Annotated in this window: 24 protein-coding genes; 1 reads left to right on the top strand and 23 read right to left on the bottom strand. The window is 44.6% G+C overall.

Annotation, left to right across the window (positions count from 1 at the left end; genetic code table 11):
• Nucleotide 1: 1 nt before the first annotated feature.
• From cwlD to M1D59_RS00870, 3 genes are all read right to left on the bottom strand, one after another.
• Nucleotides 2-715: an N-acetylmuramoyl-L-alanine amidase CwlD gene (gene cwlD, locus M1D59_RS00880; RefSeq protein WP_023855900.1), complete on the bottom strand. Its 714-nt coding sequence runs from the start codon at nt 713-715 to the stop codon at nt 2-4.
• A gap of 84 nt (nt 716-799) precedes the next feature.
• Nucleotides 800-1,243 (bottom strand): YbaK family protein, encoded by a 444-nt coding sequence (locus M1D59_RS00875; RefSeq protein WP_023855901.1) that lies wholly within the window; start codon nt 1,241-1,243, stop codon nt 800-802.
• Nucleotides 1,244-1,355: 112 nt separating this feature from the next.
• Complete coding sequence (locus tag M1D59_RS00870; protein ID WP_458118033.1) at nt 1,356-2,879, bottom strand: SMI1/KNR4 family protein; 1,524 nt, start codon at nt 2,877-2,879, stop codon at nt 1,356-1,358.
• Nucleotides 2,880-3,008: 129 nt separating this feature from the next.
• Here M1D59_RS00870 and M1D59_RS00865 point away from each other — a divergent pair, with 129 nt between their 5' ends.
• Nucleotides 3,009-3,467: a DinB family protein gene (locus tag M1D59_RS00865; protein WP_023855903.1), complete on the top strand. Its 459-nt coding sequence runs from the start codon at nt 3,009-3,011 to the stop codon at nt 3,465-3,467.
• Between the two features lie 48 nt (nt 3,468-3,515).
• Here M1D59_RS00865 and rpsI read toward each other — a convergent pair whose 3' ends face one another.
• The 20 genes from rpsI to rplR form a co-directional block, all read right to left on the bottom strand.
• Complete coding sequence (gene rpsI, locus M1D59_RS00860) at nt 3,516-3,908, bottom strand: 30S ribosomal protein S9 (RefSeq protein WP_023855904.1); 393 nt, start codon at nt 3,906-3,908, stop codon at nt 3,516-3,518.
• Between the two features lie 20 nt (nt 3,909-3,928).
• Nucleotides 3,929-4,366, bottom strand: a complete 438-nt coding sequence (gene rplM / locus M1D59_RS00855; protein WP_003178393.1) for a 50S ribosomal protein L13 — start codon at nt 4,364-4,366, stop codon at nt 3,929-3,931.
• Between the two features lie 161 nt (nt 4,367-4,527).
• Entirely contained in the window at nt 4,528-5,271 is a 744-nt protein-coding gene (gene truA / locus M1D59_RS00850) for a tRNA pseudouridine(38-40) synthase TruA (RefSeq protein ID WP_025810423.1), read from the bottom strand.
• 10 nt (nt 5,272-5,281) lie between these two features.
• Entirely contained in the window at nt 5,282-6,079 is a 798-nt protein-coding gene (locus M1D59_RS00845; RefSeq protein ID WP_023855906.1) for an energy-coupling factor transporter transmembrane component T family protein, read from the bottom strand.
• On the bottom strand, nt 6,076-6,945 hold the full coding sequence (locus M1D59_RS00840) for an energy-coupling factor ABC transporter ATP-binding protein (protein ID WP_020449878.1): 870 nt from the start codon (nt 6,943-6,945) through the stop codon (nt 6,076-6,078). The genes M1D59_RS00845 and M1D59_RS00840 overlap by 4 nt, the downstream gene beginning before the upstream one ends.
• Complete coding sequence (locus M1D59_RS00835) at nt 6,921-7,766, bottom strand: energy-coupling factor ABC transporter ATP-binding protein (RefSeq protein WP_026578982.1); 846 nt, start codon at nt 7,764-7,766, stop codon at nt 6,921-6,923. The genes M1D59_RS00840 and M1D59_RS00835 overlap by 25 nt, the downstream gene beginning before the upstream one ends.
• 141 nt (nt 7,767-7,907) lie before the next feature.
• Nucleotides 7,908-8,270, bottom strand: a complete 363-nt coding sequence (gene rplQ / locus M1D59_RS00830) for a 50S ribosomal protein L17 (RefSeq protein WP_020449876.1) — start codon at nt 8,268-8,270, stop codon at nt 7,908-7,910.
• Nucleotides 8,271-8,347: 77 nt separating this feature from the next.
• A complete protein-coding gene (locus M1D59_RS00825) occupies nt 8,348-9,292 on the bottom strand; it encodes a DNA-directed RNA polymerase subunit alpha (RefSeq protein ID WP_020449875.1) in 945 nt (314 codons plus the stop codon).
• 174 nt (nt 9,293-9,466) lie between these two features.
• On the bottom strand, nt 9,467-9,862 hold the full coding sequence (rpsK, locus tag M1D59_RS00820; protein ID WP_020449874.1) for a 30S ribosomal protein S11: 396 nt from the start codon (nt 9,860-9,862) through the stop codon (nt 9,467-9,469).
• A 20-nt stretch (nt 9,863-9,882) separates the two neighbouring features.
• Nucleotides 9,883-10,248: a 30S ribosomal protein S13 gene (gene rpsM / locus M1D59_RS00815; RefSeq protein WP_003178378.1), complete on the bottom strand. Its 366-nt coding sequence runs from the start codon at nt 10,246-10,248 to the stop codon at nt 9,883-9,885.
• Nucleotides 10,249-10,270: 22 nt separating this feature from the next.
• Nucleotides 10,271-10,384 carry a 50S ribosomal protein L36 gene (rpmJ, locus tag M1D59_RS00810; protein ID WP_003156543.1) on the bottom strand — a complete coding sequence of 38 codons (114 nt, stop codon included), beginning with the start codon at nt 10,382-10,384 and terminating at the stop codon, nt 10,271-10,273.
• A 33-nt stretch (nt 10,385-10,417) separates the two neighbouring features.
• Nucleotides 10,418-10,636 (bottom strand): translation initiation factor IF-1, encoded by a 219-nt coding sequence (gene infA, locus M1D59_RS00805; protein WP_003178377.1) that lies wholly within the window; start codon nt 10,634-10,636, stop codon nt 10,418-10,420.
• Complete coding sequence (locus M1D59_RS00800; protein WP_020449873.1) at nt 10,614-10,943, bottom strand: KOW domain-containing RNA-binding protein; 330 nt, start codon at nt 10,941-10,943, stop codon at nt 10,614-10,616. The genes infA and M1D59_RS00800 overlap by 23 nt, the downstream gene beginning before the upstream one ends.
• 10 nt (nt 10,944-10,953) lie before the next feature.
• Nucleotides 10,954-11,700 (bottom strand): type I methionyl aminopeptidase, encoded by a 747-nt coding sequence (gene map, locus M1D59_RS00795; RefSeq protein WP_023855909.1) that lies wholly within the window; start codon nt 11,698-11,700, stop codon nt 10,954-10,956.
• Nucleotides 11,697-12,350: an adenylate kinase gene (locus M1D59_RS00790; RefSeq protein ID WP_020449871.1), complete on the bottom strand. Its 654-nt coding sequence runs from the start codon at nt 12,348-12,350 to the stop codon at nt 11,697-11,699. The genes map and M1D59_RS00790 overlap by 4 nt, the downstream gene beginning before the upstream one ends.
• A gap of 53 nt (nt 12,351-12,403) precedes the next feature.
• On the bottom strand, nt 12,404-13,699 hold the full coding sequence (secY, locus tag M1D59_RS00785; protein ID WP_020449870.1) for a preprotein translocase subunit SecY: 1,296 nt from the start codon (nt 13,697-13,699) through the stop codon (nt 12,404-12,406).
• 1 nt (nt 13,700) lies between these two features.
• On the bottom strand, nt 13,701-14,141 hold the full coding sequence (gene rplO / locus M1D59_RS00780) for a 50S ribosomal protein L15 (RefSeq protein ID WP_020449869.1): 441 nt from the start codon (nt 14,139-14,141) through the stop codon (nt 13,701-13,703).
• Between the two features lie 30 nt (nt 14,142-14,171).
• Entirely contained in the window at nt 14,172-14,351 is a 180-nt protein-coding gene (gene rpmD / locus M1D59_RS00775) for a 50S ribosomal protein L30 (RefSeq protein ID WP_020449868.1), read from the bottom strand.
• Nucleotides 14,352-14,364: 13 nt separating this feature from the next.
• Nucleotides 14,365-14,865: a 30S ribosomal protein S5 gene (gene rpsE, locus M1D59_RS00770; protein WP_023855910.1), complete on the bottom strand. Its 501-nt coding sequence runs from the start codon at nt 14,863-14,865 to the stop codon at nt 14,365-14,367.
• A 24-nt stretch (nt 14,866-14,889) separates the two neighbouring features.
• Complete coding sequence (rplR, locus tag M1D59_RS00765; protein ID WP_020449866.1) at nt 14,890-15,252, bottom strand: 50S ribosomal protein L18; 363 nt, start codon at nt 15,250-15,252, stop codon at nt 14,890-14,892.
• Between the last annotated feature and the right edge of the window lie 29 nt (nt 15,253-15,281).

Raw genomic sequence — 15,281 nt, 5'->3', positions numbered from 1 at the left:
CTTATTCAGGAGGGTCTCTGTCTTCTGTAAAGTAGCGCAATACACCTTTATATACGGATGCCGCGATTTTGTCCTGATATTTGGGCTTGGCCAGCTGTTTTGCTTCTTTCGGATTTGACAAAAACCCGATCTCGACGAGGGCCCCCGGCTTTTTCACATTTTGCATCAAATAAATGCCGTGTATCCGCTTTGCCTTCCGCGTCGTGTTTTCAAGATTATGTCTTAATTCATCCTGAATAAACTTGGCGGCCCGTTCGTTTTCTTCATATTGCCCGTAAAAGAAGCTTTGCGCACCGCTCCATCGGGCGGAAGGAATCGCATTCAAATGGATGCTGAGGTAAAGGTCGGCTTCAGAATCGTTGATCATGTCGACCCTTTTTCGCAAGTCTTCCGCTTTCCTTCTGCTGAGTCCCTTCGTTTCTTCAGGAGCGAGATCATGATCGTCCTCCCTCGTCAGCAACACCAAGGCGCCCTGTTCCTGGAGATAGTCCCTGATTCTAAGGGATACTTCAAGCGCCACGTCTTTTTCAAGGAGTTCACCGCTTGATGCCCCTCCATCTGCGCCCCCGTGTCCAGGATCAATATAAATGATCTTGCCGCTCAACGGAAGATTCCATGACCGCCAAGAATCATCATTGTGGAATTGATATTGAAATAAACATAATAAAACGACAAAGCCGAGTAAAAACCCGAGCCATTTTATTTTTTTCTTCATCCCTTTCCCTCCCGCTCGTCCTTACTACAACATATGGGACAAGGAAAGGAAATATGATTCAGCTTGGCCGCACTTTTACATAAATTATCTGAGCCGAAGCTTAAAGCGTCTTTCACGCTGGCTGAAGCCTTCCTTCCACCAGCTTTGGATGAAGTATTCGCACGCATAATAGAGTGGTTCATGAGCCGTTTGAATATTAAAAGCCTCAGACCAGCTCACCGCATATTCATAAAGCTCATGCAGAAGCTGTTTTTCTTCTTTTTCTGAGCGGACCATCGCTCGTTGAACGGGTTCTCCGTGATAGCCGAACTTTCCGTACTCGGCTCCCAGCAAATAGGCCTCAATGGCAAAATCGATGCAGCCGTCATACAAAATATCCGTGTGCTTAGAAAAAAAGTGAAAAAGAGGAGCAAAGCATTCCTCCGCAGAATTCAGCATTTTTTCCAAAGACAGTTCGCGCAGAAGCTTTTTTTCCAAATTGATCTGCTTCTTTTGTTTTTCATTATTAAAAGATACGACCGTCCCCATAGAACCGCCTCCTTTTTACCTTGTATTGTGCAGTCAGAAGCCGGAAATCATGCTTTTCTGAGGAAGGGAAACGGAGGAAGAAGCCGAAAATATTAGGAGCCGCGAGATGAAGCTATTCACTCACATAGCTGCTCCATATCTCCTCTTCTTCTTCAGACATATCGCCAATTACTTTAGAGAAATCCACTTTTTTCTTGCATATGTCCTTCAATACATAAAATTGGTCAAAAGAACCGGTAAACTCCTCTAAAGAAGGAGATTGGGCCACCACTTTAAGGTTTACGATTTCAGAACCATCCAATTCCAGTCTTTTCAGATGTTCCAGGCTGGCAAGAACGGATCCGTCTTTAACGGACGAATTTATAAGTTTTAGTGTTTGAAGCGTATGAATCGTGCCTAAGAAATCAACGTTTTCTAACGTAATATTTTCAACCGTTAAAGACCTTAATGTTTTCAAACCTGCTATCGCTTTTATCTCTTCTTCGGATACATGTTCATCTCCGCGTATATGTAATCGTTTCAACGTGCTGATTTGAGAAATATCGTTTATTTGCTTTTCATTACAAACATCTACCTTTAAAAACTCAAGGTTTTTACAGTGACTGAGCGGCGCGTATTCTGCAGCTTGAATATCTGTCATATCCAATCCTCTCAAAGATGATAAATCCGCAAGCGGAGACAAATCGATCACGCATGTTTTCTCCACATTTAAATACTGCAGATGTTTCAATTGAGCGATTGGCTTTAAATCTGCTACCGGGTTATTTCCAAGATAAAGCTTTTTCAAAAAGATCATGCTTTGCAAAGGCGTTAAATCATGAATACGATTTGCACTTATATTTAATTCCCTCATATCCGTACAGATTGATAGCGGTTTAATGTGTGTCAGCTCCCTGCCCGCTAAACGCAGCTTTATCTTGTTACAAAATGCCTTTGGACTTTCAGCCATCGTTTCCACAATCGCAGTCCAGCGATCGTCCAGCTGACGAAGCCATCGGTCCGTATGTTCAAGATTGGCTTCCTGCGGTCTTGCATGCAACACCGGAAGTTCCATAGAACGGATGGCATCCAGGAAATGAAGCTCTTCCTCTTTGCCGTAGCTCCAGCTGACAGCATCATCATATTCATCAATTGTATAATGACCATTTTTGAGCGTATTTGTTATATGGATCAGTAAATCTGTCACATGATGAGCAATCACATACTTTATTTCTTCGTCTCGCCCGAAATTGATCACTTGTCCGGCTTGCCCCTCCTGATCAGGATCAAGGTCTACACCAATATGATTTCCTCCGTAATCCCTGCTAATCGGAATCCATCGGCGGTTCACATATTTTTCTTTAATCCAACACGGCGGAACCGAATATGCATCGATCTCTCCCAATTCTCCATCTCCTTCAAGCCCCTTCCATATTCGCCACTCCGTGAGCATTTCTTGCAAGGAAAGAAAAGGAAGTCCGAAAAATAATCCGGGGCCCGATTCTTTTTCACCATTATGGGTAAGATAAAGCGCCCTGAGCTCTTCAGGAAACGTAGCTTCCATTTCATTTTCAGCTTTTTGAATGTCTTCCTCTGTTGCAGGAGGATTCAAAAACGGACGGAAATGTTGTTTTAATTCAGTATGCAACTGTTTCATCATTGTTTGAATCATCTTTTCTCTCCTTCATGCTTTGTAAGACTAATTACATCATGAATGTGTATCCTTGGCAATCCGGGAAGGGAAACAGAGCGAAAAGCCGAACATATTAGGAGAGGTGAGCATGAGATGAAAGGTTTGTTTCAGTATAATTGGCAAGTTCGTGATGAATGGTTTGACTGGTGCCTGAAGCAGCAGCCGGAGGAAATCGAAAAGAAGCGTTCAGGCGGTATGGAAAGCATTTTGAAAAACTTGTTTCATATTGTCGATGTTGAGGTGAGCTGGATGTATGCCATTTTAGACAAGCCGGACTTCACTCCCGAGTTTTCCGACTATCCGTCGATTCAGCACATTATCAAGTTTTCTGAAGCGTATCGTCCCGAGGTTGAGAGTGTGGTTTTTCATTTTTCCAGCACAGCCGAACAAAAGCCTGTCAAAACGTCTTGGTCAGAAGATACCTATACACAAGGCGACATTTTAAGGCATTTGATCGCCCATGAAATACATCACATCGGACAAATATCCGTCTGGGCGCGGGAGATGAACCGTGTTCCGGTATCCGCTTCATATGTAGGACGGCAGCAATAAAAAAGACCCCCAAGACAAAAGTCTTGAGAGCCTTTGAAACGCCATAAATTAACGTTTTGAGAACTGAGGTGCACGGCGTGCGCCTTTAAGTCCGTATTTTTTACGTTCTTTCATACGTGCGTCACGAGTCAGTAGACCGGCACGTTTTAGAGTTGAACGGTATTCCGGATCTGCTTCAAGCAAAGCGCGGGCGATACCGTGACGGATTGCTCCGGATTGACCGGATAAGCCGCCTCCATGGACGTTTACTAAAACGTCATAAGTACCAGCTGTTTCAGTCAAATTTAATGGTTGTTTGATATCTTCGATTAGAGCTGCAGATGGGATGTGCTCGCTGATTTCACGATTATTCACGATGATACGGCCTTCTCCTGGAACTAAACGCACACGCGCTACAGAGCTTTTACGACGGCCAGTACCGTAATATTGAACCTGTGCCAAATTGGTAACCTCCTTTTTAATTAACCGCGAAGTTCGTAAACTTCAGGTTTTTGTGCTTGGTGTGGATGCTCAGAACCACGGTATACGTTCAATTTTTTGAACATTTGACGACCTAGAGAACCTTTTGGAAGCATGCCTTTGATCGCAAGTTCAAGCATTTTCTCAGGGTAGTTTGTACGCATTTCAAGAGCAGTTCTTGATTTTAAACCGCCTGGATGTTGAGTGTGACGGTAGTAGATTTTGTCCGTTAACTTTTTACCAGTTAACTCGATTTTTTCAGCGTTGATGATGATCACATGATCTCCAGTGTCAACGTGTGGTGTGTAAGTTGGTTTATGTTTTCCGCGAAGGATAGATGCAACTTCTGTAGAAAGACGTCCTAGCGTCTTGCCAGCAGCATCAACAACTAACCACTTGCGTTCAATATTACTTGCGTTAGCCATAGGTGTTGTACGCATTAAATTTCCCTCCTAAATAAATCTGCCATTTTCAATAAACTTCAATTACGTTCTATTTCAAAACACAATAAGTTTCCGGGGCTTATCGTGGGGTTGAAATACATACCATATGATATCTTATAACTTTCTGTACTCTCTGTCAAGAAAATGTTACACCTGGTTTAGTTGTCATAGATAACACGCCATAAATACAAGCCGTGCGCCGGTGCAGTGCGCCCTGCGGCATCGCGGCTTCTGGCAAGAATCATCTTTTCAATGTCTCCAGGGGAAAATTTTCCGGTTCCTACATCAAGAAGCGTGCCGGCAATGATTCTAACCATGTTATACAAAAATCCGCTGCCCACAATCCTCATCTGCAGTCCGTCCCCTGTGTCAGACCATTCGAGTTCATAGACCGTTCTAACTTTGTCCTTCACTTCGGTTTTGGTTGCACAAAAGCTTGTGAAATCATGGGTTCCAACCAGAAAGCGGGAGGCTTCTTGGACTTTTTCCATATCAAGGTCATACGGAACATGGTATGCATAGTGGCGTTTAAAAACGTCCGGATGTCTGCCCCTGTAAATCATATACCGGTATTCTTTTCTTTTTGCAGAAAACCTCGCATGAAATTGATCATCCACAGCTTCCGCATTGTGGACCGATATATCATCAGGCAGCAGGGCATTCAAAGCATACGGCCATTTCGCCTCAGGGATGGATAGCGGACTGTCAAAATGAATCGTCTGTCCGACCGCGTGAACGCCGCTGTCGGTGCGCCCGGATGAAACGACAGGAATACGCTCCTTCGCTTTATGGAGCGTTTGCAGCGCTTTTTCAAGCTCATCCTGCACCGTTCTTTGACCAGGCTGCACTTGGTAGCCGTAAAAAAGGTGTCCGTCATATGAAATCGTACACTTCATTCTCATCGTCTATCACCTAAGTCCGCAATAAAATTAGCAATACGCCAAGACCAGCTAAAATGAGGAGCACGGAAGTATCCTTCCATTTCCACGTCAGCTGCCTGTATTTTGTACGGCCTTCCCCTCCCCTGTATCCTCGCGCCTCCATCGCAGTTGCAAGCTCTTCGGCTCTTTTAAAGGCACTGACAAACAGCGGAACAAGAAGAGGAACGATCGCTTTGACACGTTCTTTGACCGGGCCGTTCGTAAAATCAACGCCTCTTGCCATTTGCGCTTTCATGATCTTATCCGTCTCTTCGAGCAGAGTCGGTATAAATCTGAGGGAGATGGACATCATGAGAGCGAGTTCATGAACGGGAAGCTTTAATTTTTTAAACGGACCGAGCAAATGCTCCAAACCATCGGTCACTTCGATTGGAGTCGTCGTCAATGTTAAAATCGTTGTGATCATGATGAGGTAAACAAAGCGCAGCGAAATAAAAATCCCTTGAACAAGCCCCTGCTCATAAATTTTAAACAAGCCGAGATCGGCGAGAAGCGGCCCTTCCCTTGTCATAAAAATATGAAGCAGAAACGTAAACAGCACAATCCAGAACACGGGCTTCATCCCTTTTAAAAGGAATCGCACCGGAACGCCCGACAAAGCTGCGGCTGCGACCGTAAACAGGCCGAGCAGTGCATATGTTTCCGTATTATTCGCGAAAAAAACGATAAAGACAAAAAGGAAAATGGTTAACAGCTTTGTACGCGGATCAAGCCGGTGAATGATCGATGTCCCGGGTACATATTTGCCGATAATGATATTGTCCATCATAGGGCATTTTCCTCCTGAAAAAGAGCTTTAATTTCGGAGGCTGCTTCTTCAATCGTCAAGATCGGCGCTTTGAACGTAATGCCCAGCGTTTCTTCAAGACGTTTTTGGAATTTAATCGTTTCCGGCAAATCAAGCCCAAAGGCAGCGATATCGTCTTTCCTTGAAAAAAGCTCCCGCGGCGTCCCTTTTGCTTTGACCGTGCCTTTATGCATCACAATCAGTTCATCTGCATACGCCGCCGCATCTTCCATACTGTGGGTGACGAGAATCGTCGTCAGATTCCTCTGCTTATGGAGGCTGTAGAACATGTCCATGATCTCTTTGCGGCCTCTTGGGTCAAGCCCTGCCGTCGGTTCATCGAGGACGAGAACCTCCGGCTCCATCGCCAGCACTCCCGCAATGGCCACGCGGCGCATTTGCCCGCCGCTTAGTTCAAACGGGGACCTGTCGGACAGCTCCTCATCCAAACCTACAAGCTTCAGCATTTCCCTCGCCTTTTCTTCCGCCTTCTCCCGGCTCATGCCGAAATTGATCGGGCCGAATGAAATGTCCTTTAAAATTGTTTCTTCAAACAGCTGATGTTCAGGAAACTGAAAGACAATCCCGACCTTTTTCCGCAAAGCTTTTAAGTGTTTATTCTTTTTGCCTGCTTCGAGAACGTCCCCGCCGAGGCGTATCTGTCCTTTTGTCGGTTTTAAAAGCCCGTTCAGGTGCTGAAGCAACGTCGATTTTCCCGATCCTGTATGGCCGATCACAGCGACATAGCTTCCTTCTTTAATCACGGCGTTGACATCATAGATCGCAAGGCGTTCAAAAGGCGTTTTCATCTGGTATCGGTGCTCTACATCTTTGATTTCAATGTCCATAGCTCATTCACCAATCCTTCTTGTGTCAGATGATCGCCTTTCAAAGCCAGACCGCTTTCCTTCAGCATTTGGCTGAGCTGAAAAGAAAAAGGCAAATCAAGCCCGATTTTTATCAGGTCTTGATTCAGACGAAAGACTTCCTGCGGCGTGCCTTCGGCAAATTTTCTTCCGCCGTTCATGACGATGATCCGGTCGGCCTTAGCAGCTTCGTTTAAGTCATGTGTAATCGAAATGACCGTAACCATTCCCTGGTCTTTCAGCCTTCTGACCGTATCCAGCACTTCTTCCCGTCCCATCGGGTCGAGCATGGAAGTCGCCTCGTCGAGAATCATGATGTCAGGACGGGCGGCAAGCACTCCCGCAATCGCAACACGCTGCTTTTGCCCTCCAGAGAGATGGTGCGGCTCTTGATCGAGAAATTCTTGCATGTTCACCTGTTGAACGGCCCAATCCACCCTTTCCACCATGTCTTCTCTTGGAACTCCGTTGTTTTCTAAACCAAAAGCCACATCATCGCGGACGGTTGTCCCGACAAATTGGTTATCCGGATTTTGAAACACCATGCCGATTTTTTTTCGGACATCCCAGACCGTCTCTTCCGTCAGCTGAATACCGCCGACATCAATCGATCCTTCGTCAGGCAGGATCAGTCCGTTTAAAGCACGGGCGAGCGTCGACTTCCCTGAGCCGTTGTGACCTACGATCGCAAGCCATTCTCCTTTCGACACATGGAAAGATACATGATCAAGCGCAGGCCTGTCCGCATCTTTCTGGTAGCGAAACGTGATATCCTCTGCAGCTATTAATCGATCTTGATTCATTTGCCCGTCCGGCCTCCTCTCCTCTAAAGCTCTGCTTTTCTGACTATTCTTTTATCATAGAAAATTCCCCGGTATCTAAAAAAAGGGCATAGATCCAGTTAAAAACTGTCCCGCCCTTCTTTAGACACACAAAATATGTGATTAAACCAATTCGATGATAGCCATTGGTGCTCCGTCACCACGGCGAGGACCAAGCTTCATAATACGTGTGTATCCGCCTTGGCGCTCTTCATAACGAGGTGCTACATCAGAGAAAAGTTTTTGGAGTGCATCTTGGTCTTTCTCTGCATCTGCAACCTCATTGCGGATGTATGCAGCTGCTTGGCGGCGTGCGTGTAAATCTCCGCGCTTGCCAAGTGTAATCATTTTTTCTACAACAGAGCGAAGTTCTTTCGCGCGAGCTTCTGTTGTTTCGATTCTCTCGTTGATGATCAAGTCTGTTGTAAGATCACGCAGCATTGCTTTACGCTGTGCACTAGTGCGTCCTAGTTTTCTGTATGACATGTGGTGTCCCCTCCTTTATTGAAATACTCGATCTGAAATAAAAAACACACGAAAATCCTAGTTCACATGGAAACTAGTCAATCGTCTTTGCGAAGGCCAAGTCCAAGTTCTTCAAGTTTCGCTTTTACTTCTTCAAGCGACTTGCGACCCAGGTTGCGAACTTTCATCATATCTTCTTCAGTTTTGTTCGCAAGTTCTTGAACTGTATTGATTCCCGCACGCTTCAAGCAGTTGTAAGAACGGACTGAAAGATCGAGCTCTTCAATAGTCATTTCAAGAACTTTTTCTTTTTGGTCCTCTTCTTTTTCAACCATGATTTCAGCATGCTGAGCTTCGTCGGTCAAACCGACAAAAATATTAAGGTGTTCAGTCAAAATCTTTGAACCAAGCGCAATTGCTTCTTTTGGTCCAGTGCTTCCATCTGTCCATACGTCAAGCGTAAGTTTGTCATAGTTTGTAATCTGACCCACACGAGTATTCTCAACTTGATATGTTACACGAGAAACAGGTGTAAAGATGGAATCAATCGGGATGACCCCAATTGGCTGATCGTCTCTCTTATTCGAGTCAGCTGGTGTATACCCGCGACCTCTTTGAGCGGTTAAGCGAACTCGAAAACTCGCATTTTGGCCAAGAGTCGCAATGTGAAGATCAGGATTCAAAATCTCAACATCACTGTCGTGGGTAATATCAGCAGCTGTTACAACTCCTTCACCCTGTACATCAATCTCAAGCGTCTTCTCTTCTTCAGAGTAGATTTTCAGTGCAAGTTTTTTAATGTTTAAGATAATCGTTGTAACATCTTCAACGACGCCTTCGATCGTCGAGAATTCATGCAGTACACCATCTATTTGGATCGATGTTACAGCGGCACCAGGGAGTGAGGATAAAAGGATACGACGTAAGGAGTTACCCAAAGTTGTACCATATCCACGCTCAAGTGGCTCTACGACAAATTTACCATACTTGGCATCGTCGCTGATTTCAACCGTTTCGATTTTTGGTTTTTCAATCTCGATCATTTCATAAAACCCTCCTTCAAAACGTCGAAACCCCGGAAAGAATTTCTCTGATTCTATCCGAAATTCCCCATTGTTTAGTCCCGTATGTGCTCAGGCAACGAGTGTGCATTCGTTTTATAAATTAACTGTATCATAACCCATTATTGACAGGGACACAAAATCTATACAAACAAATTACACGCGGCGACGTTTTGGCGGACGGCATCCGTTATGAGGAACAGGCGTTACGTCTCTGATTGCTGTAACTTCCAGTCCAGCAGCTTGAAGTGCACGAATTGCAGCTTCACGGCCAGAACCAGGTCCTTTTACAGTAACTTCAAGAGTTTTAAGTCCATGTTCGATAGAACCTTTAGCAGCTGTTTCAGCGGCCATTTGCGCAGCAAACGGAGTGGATTTTTTAGAACCTTTAAATCCAAGAGATCCGGCGCTTGACCAAGAAAGAGCATTACCATGAACATCTGTGATAGTAACAATCGTGTTGTTGAAAGTTGAACGGATATGAGCAATTCCAGATTCAATATTCTTTTTCACGCGGCGTTTACGCGTGTTTGTTTTACGAGCAGCAGCCATTGTTTAATTACCTCCCTTGCTTATTTTTTCTTGTTAGCTACAGTACGACGCGGACCTTTACGAGTACGCGCGTTATTTTTAGTATTTTGACCGCGAACAGGCAATCCGCGACGATGACGAATTCCGCGGTAGCTTCCGATTTCGATCAGACGTTTGATGTTAAGAGACACTTCACGGCGAAGGTCACCTTCAACTTTCAATTTGTCAATCACGTCACGGATTTTACCAAGTTCTTCTTCAGTCAAATCACGAACGCGAGTATCTTCAGAAACTCCAGCTTCTTTTAAGATTTGCTGAGCCGTTGTACGACCGATTCCAAAGATGTATGTTAATGAAATAACAACACGTTTATCACGTGGGATATCTACACCAGCAATACGAGCCATCTCTCTCGCACCTCCTTAAAAATTATCCTTGTTTTTGTTTATGCTTTGGATTTTCACAGATCACCATTACTTTTCCTTTTCTGCGAATGACCTTACATTTTTCACAGATCGGTTTAACTGATGGTCTCACTTTCATGTGTTTCCAACCTCCTTCAATTTCCGGAGTGCTTTATTTGTAACGGTACGTAATTCTACCACGAGTTAAGTCATATGGAGATAATTCTACCGTAACTTTGTCTCCAGGTAAAATGCGAATGAAGTGCATGCGGATTTTACCAGATACGTGAGCCAAAACCGTATGACCATTCTCAAGTTCAACTTTGAACATTGCGTTTGGCAGCGTTTCGACTACAGTACCTTCCACTTCAATTACATCGTCTTTCGCCATTCAAGTGTTCTCCCTTCTTCAAATCAGTAACTTGCTCTCTGACAAATTTCAAAAGAGAAAATCTCAATTTTCCGTTTGTCACACGCCCTGTTTCGTTTATACTGTTCTGAACTTCCGGAGATACGCAATCATAAAAGGTTAAATGATTGATATTCTTTTTCTTAGGAGAATGAAATTTACGCTTTTCTCCGTCTGCTACCAGCACATGATGATGATCGACTATATCAATAACAACTGCGTATTGGTTCATTTCGCGGCCTTTTGCTATGCGTACGAACTGTCCAATTTCAGGTGTTTTCCGATACATCTCATTTCACCTAGGCTTTTGTCAGTATCTCAAAACCGGCTTCCGTTATGGCAATCGTGTGTTCAAAGTGAGCACACTTCTTCCCGTCCACAGTTACAACCGTCCAGTTGTCAGCCAATGTTTTGACATAGCGTGTGCCTGCATTGACCATCGGCTCAATGGCCAGGACCATGCCAGGCTTTAAACGCGGGCCTTTGTTCGGCGGACCGTAGTGAGGAATTTGCGGATCCTCATGAAGATCCTGCCCTACCCCGTGTCCTACATATTCCCTGACGACTGAAAATTGTTCGCTTTCGACATACGTTTGAATTGCGTGGGAAATATTCGACAAACGTTCTCCCGGTTTTGCTTCCTTCAAGCCTCTATATAAAGACTCCTCTGTCACATCCAGCAGCTTTTGATCATCATCGCTAATCGTACCCACTGGATAAGTCCATGCAGAGTCACCATGATAACCGTTCAGCTTCGCACCGATATCGATGCTGATGATGTCTCCGTCGCGAAGGACCCGTTTTCCCGGAATACCGTGCACGAGTTCTTCGTTGACCGAAACGCAAATGCTCCCGCGAAAACCATTATACCCTTTAAAAGACGGGATTGCACCTTGCTTTGTAATAAAACGTTCGGCAATTTGATCCAGTTCTTTTGTCGAGATGCCGGGTTTAATGTGCTTTTTCAGCTCCTGATGAGTTAAAGCGACAATTCTTCCGGCTTCCCGCATGATTTCGATTTCTCGGGGAGTTTTACAAATAATCATTTGTCCAGGCCTCCGAGAAGCTCCTTTATATCAGCGTAAACTTCATTGATGTGCTTCTGCCCGTCAATGTTTACGAGATATCCTTTATCCGCATAGAAATCGAGTAAAGGCTGGGTTTGCTTCATGTTGACCTCTAACCGTGTAGATACAGTAGCTTCATTATCGTCTTCACGCTGATAAAGCTCTCCTCCACACTTGTCGCATACATTTTCTTTCGCAGGCGGATTAAAGACTAAATGATAAGTTGCACCGCAGTTTCTGCAGATTCTGCGTCCTGTCAGACGTTCCATCAATGCATCTTTATCGACTTGAATGTTGATGACATGGTCAATCGACTTGCCAAGTCCTTTAAGAATTTCCTCAAGTGCTTCAGCTTGAGCGACTGTTCTCGGAAATCCGTCCAGAAGAAAACCTCCGTCACAATCATTCTTGCCAAGTCTCTCCCTGACAATACCAATTGTCACTTCATCCGGAACAAGCTCACCTTTATCAATGTATGATTTGGCTTCGAGTCCCAGATCCGTTTCTTCTTTCATCGCAGCGCGGAACATGTCTCCTGTTGAGATATGAGGTATCCCAAAATCTTCAACAATCCGTTCAGCCTGTGTCCCTTTACCGGCTCCAGGCAGTCCCATTAAGACTAAGTTCATTTCGGATTCCCCGTCCTCTCTATTTTAGAGGGAATGGGCGCGCCCCATTTCCTCTAGTGCTTCATAAATCCACGATAGTTTCGTTTTACCAGCTGGCTTTCAAGCTGCTTCATTGTTTCAAGTGCAACCCCGATGACAATCAGCAAACTTGTTCCACCAATTTGTGCAGATGAAGGCAGCCCAGCAATATTAACGAACAAGACAGGAAGAATGGCAATCACGGCCAAGAATATGGAGCCTACAAATGTAAGTCGATACAAAATGCTCGTAATTCTATCTTGAGTCATTTTTCCTGGACGAACTCCCGGAATATAGCCACCTTGTTTTTTAAGATTATCGGCCATTTGCTCAGGGTTTACCTGCACAAATGCATAGAAATAGGTAAAGGCGATGATCAACGCCGCATAAACTCCCATTCCGACCGGATGCGTGTAATCAAACGTTTTTTGAATCCAATTCGTGACGTCATTGGTACCAAAAAATGTTGCCACGGTCCGCGGAGTGGTGATAAATGCTACTGCAAAGATAACCGGAATAACTCCCGCCGGGTTAACCTTCAGCGGCAAGTGTGTAGACTGGCCGCCAGGAACCGGTGAACGGCCTGAACCTTTCGCATATTGAATTGAGATTTTTCTAACTGCCTGTTGGATGAAAATAACGCCAACGACAATCGCCAAAATCGCAACCAATATAACGACAACCTTTATGATTTGCAAGAATAACTGATCTCCAGCATCTACAAACTGCTGAGCGTAGATCTGATTAATCGTCTGCGGAATGCCGGCAACGATACCGGCGAAGATGATAATGGATATTCCGTTACCAACTCCATGAGACGTAATTTGTTCTCCCAGCCACATTAAAAAAGCAGTTCCAGCAGTTAGTACAACCGCAATAAGCAAATAAGTACCGACTCCAGGGTTTGTAATCAACGCGCCGCCGGCCATGTTGTTAAACCCGTAAGACATACCTAAAGCCTGGATAAATCCAAGAACGATTGTGAAGTACCTTGTGAACTGTGCTAGTTTTCGGCGACCAACTTCTCCTTGCTTAGACCATTCGGTAAACTTCGGCACAACATCCATCTGCAGGAGCTGAATGATGATTGAAGCTGTGATGTAAGGCATGATTCCCATTGCAAGAATGGAGAAGTTGAACAATGCACCGCCGCCAAATGTGTTTAGAATCCCAAATACGCTCATTTGATCCTGTGCCTTTAAAACTTCTGTGTTTACATGCGGCACAGGAATGAACGAACCGAGACGAAAGACGATAAGCATTAAAAGAGTGAAGATAATCTTATTCCGAATATCCTTCACACGCATAAAATTGGAGATTGTCTTAAACAAGTTAGATCACCTCAGCTGTACCGCCAGCAGCCTCAATTGCTTGTTTAGCAGAAGCGGAGAATTTATTGGCTTTAACAGTTAATTTCTTTTCTAATTGACCGTCGCCAAGAATTTTCACTCCAGATTTCAACTTGCTGATTACACCTGTTTCTAAAAGAAGTTCAGGAGTAACTTCCGTCCCTTCTGCAAAGCTGTTGAGTTTGTCTAGGTTGACTACAGCGAAATCCTTGCGGTTGATGTTTGTGAAACCGCGTTTAGGAAGACGTTGGAACAAAGGCATTTGTCCACCCTCGAATCCAGGACGTACACCGCCGCCAGAACGAGCGTTTTGACCTTTATGACCTTTACCTGCTGTTTTACCGTTACCAGAACCAATACCACGACCTACGCGGTTGCGCGTTTTACGTGAACCTTCTGCGGGCTTTAATTCATGAAGTTTCATTTGGACACCTCCTTAGCCTATCGTTTATTTTTAAAGTTCTTTAACAGAAACTAAATGAGATACTTTGTTAACCATACCGCGGATTGCAGCGTTGTCTTCATGAACGACAGTTTGGTTTGTTTTCTTTAAACCGAGCGTTCTTACAGTAATACGCTGATCTTCCGGGCGTCCGATTACACTGCGTTTGAGGGTAATTTCTAATTTAGCCATTAATGTTCCCTCCTTATCCTAACAGTTCTTCTACAGATTTTCCACGAAGCTTCGCAACGTCCTCAGCGCGTTTCAGCTCGCTTAAACCTTGGACTGTTGCACGGATCATGTTGATCGGTGTGTTAGAACCTAAAGACTTAGAAAGGATATCAGCTACACCAGCAAGCTCAAGTACCGCACGTACTGGGCCTCCAGCGATAACTCCCGTACCTTCAGAAGCAGGTTTTAACAAGATGTTTCCTGCACCGAAACGTCCGATGATTTCGTGTGGAATTGTAGTTCCAACCATTGGTACTTCGATCAAATTCTTTTTCGCATCTTCAACAGCTTTGCGGATCGCTTCTGGTACTTCTTGTGCTTTACCAGTACCGAATCCTACGTGTCCGTTTTTGTCACCGACAACGACTAGAGCTGCGAAGCGGAAACGACGACCACCTTTAACAACTTTCGCTACGCGGTTAACGGTAACTAAGCGTTCTTCTAACTCTAATTTGCTTGGGTCAATACGACGCATATTCATATGTCCCTCCTTCTTTTATTAAAATTCTAATCCAGCTTCGCGTGCAGCATCAGCCAATGCTTTTACACGTCCATGATAAAGGTAACCGCCACGGTCGAACACGACATTTGTGATACCTTTTTCAGAAGCGCGTTTTGCAACAAGCTCGCCAACTTTTGCAGCCGCAGACGTATCGCTGCCATTTTCAGCGTTAAAGTCTTTATCAAGAGTTGATGCACTCACAAGTGTAACACCGTTCACGTCATCGATCACTTGTGCGTAAATATGTTTGTTTGAACGGAAAACATTTAGACGAGGTCTCTCAGGGGTTCCTGAAAGCTTCGCGCGAACACGACCGTGTCTTTTAAGACGTGCAGCATTCTTGCTTGTTTTCGTAATCATCTGGGTCACTCCTTTCTCACATTAAGCGG

The organism is Bacillus sp. PK6-026 (assembly GCF_054161455.1).
The sequence above is the reverse complement of the archived record's forward strand: the minus strand, read 5'-3'. Positions and strand labels throughout refer to the sequence as shown.

Excerpts from the sequence above, each read along its gene's own strand:
- cwlD (WP_023855900.1), bottom strand. The coding sequence starts at position 715 with ATGAAGAAAAAAATAAAATGGCTCGGGTTTTTACTCGGCTTTGTCGTT.
- M1D59_RS00875 (WP_023855901.1), bottom strand. The coding sequence starts at position 1,243 with ATGGGGACGGTCGTATCTTTTAATAATGAAAAACAAAAGAAGCAGATC.
- M1D59_RS00870 (WP_458118033.1), bottom strand. The coding sequence starts at position 2,879 with ATGAAACAGTTGCATACTGAATTAAAACAACATTTCCGTCCGTTTTTG.
- M1D59_RS00865 (WP_023855903.1), top strand. The coding sequence starts at position 3,009 with ATGAAAGGTTTGTTTCAGTATAATTGGCAAGTTCGTGATGAATGGTTT.
- rplM (WP_003178393.1), bottom strand. The coding sequence starts at position 4,366 with ATGCGTACAACACCTATGGCTAACGCAAGTAATATTGAACGCAAGTGG.
- truA (WP_025810423.1), bottom strand. The coding sequence starts at position 5,271 with ATGAGAATGAAGTGTACGATTTCATATGACGGACACCTTTTTTACGGC.
- M1D59_RS00845 (WP_023855906.1), bottom strand. The coding sequence starts at position 6,079 with ATGATGGACAATATCATTATCGGCAAATATGTACCCGGGACATCGATC.
- M1D59_RS00840 (WP_020449878.1), bottom strand. The coding sequence starts at position 6,945 with ATGGACATTGAAATCAAAGATGTAGAGCACCGATACCAGATGAAAACG.
- M1D59_RS00835 (WP_026578982.1), bottom strand. The coding sequence starts at position 7,766 with ATGAATCAAGATCGATTAATAGCTGCAGAGGATATCACGTTTCGCTAC.
- rplQ (WP_020449876.1), bottom strand. The coding sequence starts at position 8,270 with ATGTCATACAGAAAACTAGGACGCACTAGTGCACAGCGTAAAGCAATG.
- M1D59_RS00825 (WP_020449875.1), bottom strand. The coding sequence starts at position 9,292 with ATGATCGAGATTGAAAAACCAAAAATCGAAACGGTTGAAATCAGCGAC.
- rpsK (WP_020449874.1), bottom strand. The coding sequence starts at position 9,862 with ATGGCTGCTGCTCGTAAAACAAACACGCGTAAACGCCGCGTGAAAAAG.
- rpsM (WP_003178378.1), bottom strand. The coding sequence starts at position 10,248 with ATGGCTCGTATTGCTGGTGTAGATATCCCACGTGATAAACGTGTTGTT.
- rpmJ (WP_003156543.1), bottom strand. The coding sequence starts at position 10,384 with ATGAAAGTGAGACCATCAGTTAAACCGATCTGTGAAAAATGTAAGGTC.
- infA (WP_003178377.1), bottom strand. The coding sequence starts at position 10,636 with ATGGCGAAAGACGATGTAATTGAAGTGGAAGGTACTGTAGTCGAAACG.
- M1D59_RS00800 (WP_020449873.1), bottom strand. The coding sequence starts at position 10,943 with ATGTATCGGAAAACACCTGAAATTGGACAGTTCGTACGCATAGCAAAA.
- map (WP_023855909.1), bottom strand. The coding sequence starts at position 11,700 with ATGATTATTTGTAAAACTCCCCGAGAAATCGAAATCATGCGGGAAGCC.
- M1D59_RS00790 (WP_020449871.1), bottom strand. The coding sequence starts at position 12,350 with ATGAACTTAGTCTTAATGGGACTGCCTGGAGCCGGTAAAGGGACACAG.
- rplO (WP_020449869.1), bottom strand. The coding sequence starts at position 14,141 with ATGAAACTTCATGAATTAAAGCCCGCAGAAGGTTCACGTAAAACGCGC.
- rpmD (WP_020449868.1), bottom strand. The coding sequence starts at position 14,351 with ATGGCTAAATTAGAAATTACCCTCAAACGCAGTGTAATCGGACGCCCG.
- rpsE (WP_023855910.1), bottom strand. The coding sequence starts at position 14,865 with ATGCGTCGTATTGACCCAAGCAAATTAGAGTTAGAAGAACGCTTAGTT.
- rplR (WP_020449866.1), bottom strand. The coding sequence starts at position 15,252 with ATGATTACGAAAACAAGCAAGAATGCTGCACGTCTTAAAAGACACGGT.